This is a genomic window from Pseudomonas sp. Pseusp97, from assembly GCF_047304025.1.
Lineage (GTDB): Bacteria > Pseudomonadota > Gammaproteobacteria > Pseudomonadales > Pseudomonadaceae > Pseudomonas.
In genome coordinates, this window is record NZ_JBGLYK010000355.1 from 1 (window position 1) to 3,509 (window position 3,509).

Here is a 3,509-nt window from a genome sequence, read left to right on the forward strand (position 1 = left end):
CTGCTGCGCCGCGAGCTGAAGAGCATTTCCAGCCTGAACCTGCCGGTGCTGCTGTTGCTCAACGACGGCCGCAGCGCCGTGCTGCGCCAATGGCGCGACGACGGCCAGGCGCTGATCCTGCCGTGCGAGACCGATGGCGGCGAGCAGGCCGTCAGCGCCGACGAGCTGGCGGCGCAGTACAGCGGCCAGGCCCTGTTCGCCCGCCCGCGCCACGAACTGGAAGCCGCACGCAAACCGCTGGTGCCGCGCGTCGAAGCCTGGTTCCGCGATACCCTGCGGCTGTCGCGCTGGCTCTACACCGACGCCCTGGTCGCCAGCCTGCTGATCAACCTGCTGGGCATGCTGGTGCCGCTGTTCGTCATGCAGACCTACGACCGCGTGGTGCCCAACCAGGCACTGTCGACCCTCTGGGTGCTCGCCGCCGGCCTGCTGATCGGCACGCTGTTCGAACTGCTGCTGCGGGTTCTGCGCTCCAACCTGCTGGACATGGCCGGCAAGAAGACCGATGTGGTCCTCTCCGCGACCCTGTTCGAACGCATCACCGGCATGTCGCTCAAGGCCAAACCCGAGACCGTCGGCGGCTTCGCCCAGAGCATCCATGACTTCCAGGGCCTGCGCGAATTCCTCACCGCGCTGACCCTGACCAGCCTGATCGACCTGCCCTTCTCGCTGCTGATGATCCTGGTCATCGGCCTGCTCGGCGGCTGGCTGGTGGCCGTACCGCTGCTGGCCTTCCCCATCACCATCGTGTTCGCCCTGATCATCCAGAGCCGCCTGCGCGACACCGTGCAGAAGAGCCTGACTCTGGGCGCCGAGCGCCAGGCCCTGCTGATCGAGACCCTCGGCGGGCTGGAAACCCTCAAGGCCTGTGGCGCCGAAAGCGAGCGCCAGTATCGCTGGGAGTCCACCCACGGCGCCCTGGCGCGGCTGGACAATCACGCGCGTTTCCTCAGCGCGCTGGCGACCAACGGCACCCTGTTCCTCCAGCAGTTCGCCGGCCTGGCGATGATCTGTGCCGGGGTCTACAGCATCCTCGACGGCAACCTCAGCGTCGGCGCACTGGTCGCCAGCTACATGCTCAACAGCCGCGTGCTCGCCCCGCTGGGGCAGATCGCCGGGCTGATCACCCGCTACCAGCAGGCGCGCCTGACCATGAAGAGTACCGACGCGCTGATGGAGCTGCCGCAGGAGCGCCAGGCCCGCCAGCGCCCGCTGGAGCGCACCCAGCTGCACGGCGCCCTGGAAGTGCGCCAGCTGAGCTTCAGCTACCCGGAACAGACCACCCCGGCGCTGAACCACGTCAGCCTGCGCCTGGCCCCCGGCGAGAAGATCGGCATCATCGGCAAGAGCGGCTCGGGCAAGAGCACCTTCGGCCGCCTGCTGATGGGCTTCTATCACCCCGACGAGGGGCAGATCCTGCTCGACGGCCTGGACCTGCGGCAGCTCGACGTCGCCGACCTGCGCCAGCAGATCGGCTACGTCGCCCACGACCTGCCGCTGCTGGCCGGCAGCCTGCGCGACAACCTGACCCTCGGCGCGCGCTATGTCAGCGATGCGCGGATGCTCGAAGTGGCTGAGCTGACCGGCGTCAGCGAACTGGCCCGGCAGCACCCGGCCGGTTTCGACCGCCCGGTGGGCGAGCGCGGCCAGCTGCTCTCCGGCGGCCAGCGCCAGGCGGTACTGATGGCCCGCGCGATGCTGCTGGACCCGCCGATCCTGCTGCTGGACGAACCCACCAGCGCCATGGACAACAGCAGCGAGGAAATCCTCCGCAAGCGGCTGCACGAGGCCTGCCGCGACAAGACCCTGCTGCTGGTCACCCATCGCACCTCGATGCTCAGCCTGGTCGACCGCCTGCTGGTGCTGGACAGCGGCCGCATCGTCGCCGACGGCCCGAAAGACGCGGTCATCGAAGCATTGCGCAAGGGCCACGTCGGCCCGGCAGCGGGGTAATGGCCATGCACTTCTCGCAATCGATCCGCGACTACCTGGGCGGCAATGGCGCCCGCGACACCGAATTCATGCCCGAGGTCCAGGGCACCCTGCTGGAGGATTCGCCCAACGCTACCCGCATTACCCTCTGGGCGGCGCTCGGCCTGCTGGTGGCGGCCATCACCTGGGCCTACTTCGCCGACATCGAGGAAGTGACCAAGGGCGAAGGCAAGGCGATTCCCTCCTCCAAGGTGCAGACCATCCAGAACCTGGAGGGCGGGATCGTCTCGGAAATCTTCGTCCGCGAAGGCCAGGTGGTGAACAAGGGCCAGCCGCTGCTGCGCCTGGACGACACACGTTTCACCTCCAACAAGGGCGAGACCGAGGCCGATCGCAACTCGCTGGAAGCCCGTGTCGAACGCCTGAGCGCAGAAGCCGAAGGGCGTGAGCCGGCGTTCACCGACGACCTGAAGAAGGCTGCGCCGCAGGTGGTGGAAGACCAGCTGGCGCTCTACCAGACCCGTATGCAACGGCAGAACAGCGAGCTCAACATCCTCCAGGAACAGCTGCGGCAGAAAGGCCAGGAGCTGCAGGAATTCCGCGCCAAGACCCAGCAGTACCGCTCGAGCCTCGGGCTGGTGCAGCAGGAGATCAACATGTCCGAGCCGCTGGTGAAGGCCGGCGCAGTGTCCCCGGTGGAACTGCTGCGCCTGCGCCGCAGCGCGGTGGAAATCAGCGGCGACCTCAACGCCACCAACCTCGCCATCCCCCGCGCCGAAGCGGCGGTGAACGAGATCCAGCGCAAAGTGGAGGAGTCGAAACTGGGCTTTCGCAGCGACGCGCTGAAGGAGCTCAACGACGTCCGCACCGACCTCAACAAGCTCACCGCCACCAGCCGCGCCATCGACGACAAGGTCAACCGTACCCTGGTGGTGTCGCCGATGCGCGGCATCGTCAAGCAGCTCAAGGTCAACACCATCGGCGGCGTGGTGCAGCCGGGCAACGACATGGTGGAAATCGTCCCGCTGGAGGACAACCTGCTGGTGGAAGCGCGCGTGCGCCCGCAGGACATCGCCTTCCTCCACCCCGGCCAGAGCGCCACGGTCAAGTTCACCGCCTACGACTACACCATCTATGGCGGGCTCAAGGCCAAGCTGGAAATGATCAGCGCCGACACCATCACCGACGACAAGGGCAACAGCTTCTACATGATCCAGGTGCGCACCGACAAGAACCACCTGGGCACCGACGCCAAGCCCCTGCTGATCATCCCCGGCATGGTGGCGACGGTGGACATCATCACCGGCGAGAAGAGCGTGCTGGACTACATCTTGAAGCCGGTGCTCAAGGCGCGGTGGGAGGCTTTGCGGGAGCGGTGAGTGCTTAGTCGAACTATGCAACGGGAGCAGTCCCTCTCCCCAGTCCTCTCCCTGAAGGGAGAGGGAGCTATCCGAGCCGGCGTTAAGTCCAATGCTCGCCGATAAGTCCGGCGAGCATCACAGTTCAGCGCCACTCCGCACAGTCCCCTCTCCCTTCAGGGAGAGGGTTAGGGAGAGGGCTGTGTGTTTTACACAACT

General features: G+C 66.7%; 2 protein-coding genes. Both read left to right on the plus strand.

Annotated elements, in window-relative coordinates; all coding sequences use genetic code 11:
• On the plus strand, positions 1 to 1,953 hold a 1,953-nt coding region (locus ACCC94_RS28710; protein ID WP_413352982.1), incomplete at its 5' end, for a type I secretion system permease/ATPase.
• Positions 1,954 to 1,958: 5 nt separating this feature from the next.
• Entirely contained in the window at positions 1,959 to 3,311 is a 1,353-nt protein-coding gene (locus ACCC94_RS28715) for an HlyD family type I secretion periplasmic adaptor subunit (RefSeq protein ID WP_413352983.1), read from the plus strand.
• The last annotated feature ends 198 nt before the right edge of the window (positions 3,312 to 3,509 follow it).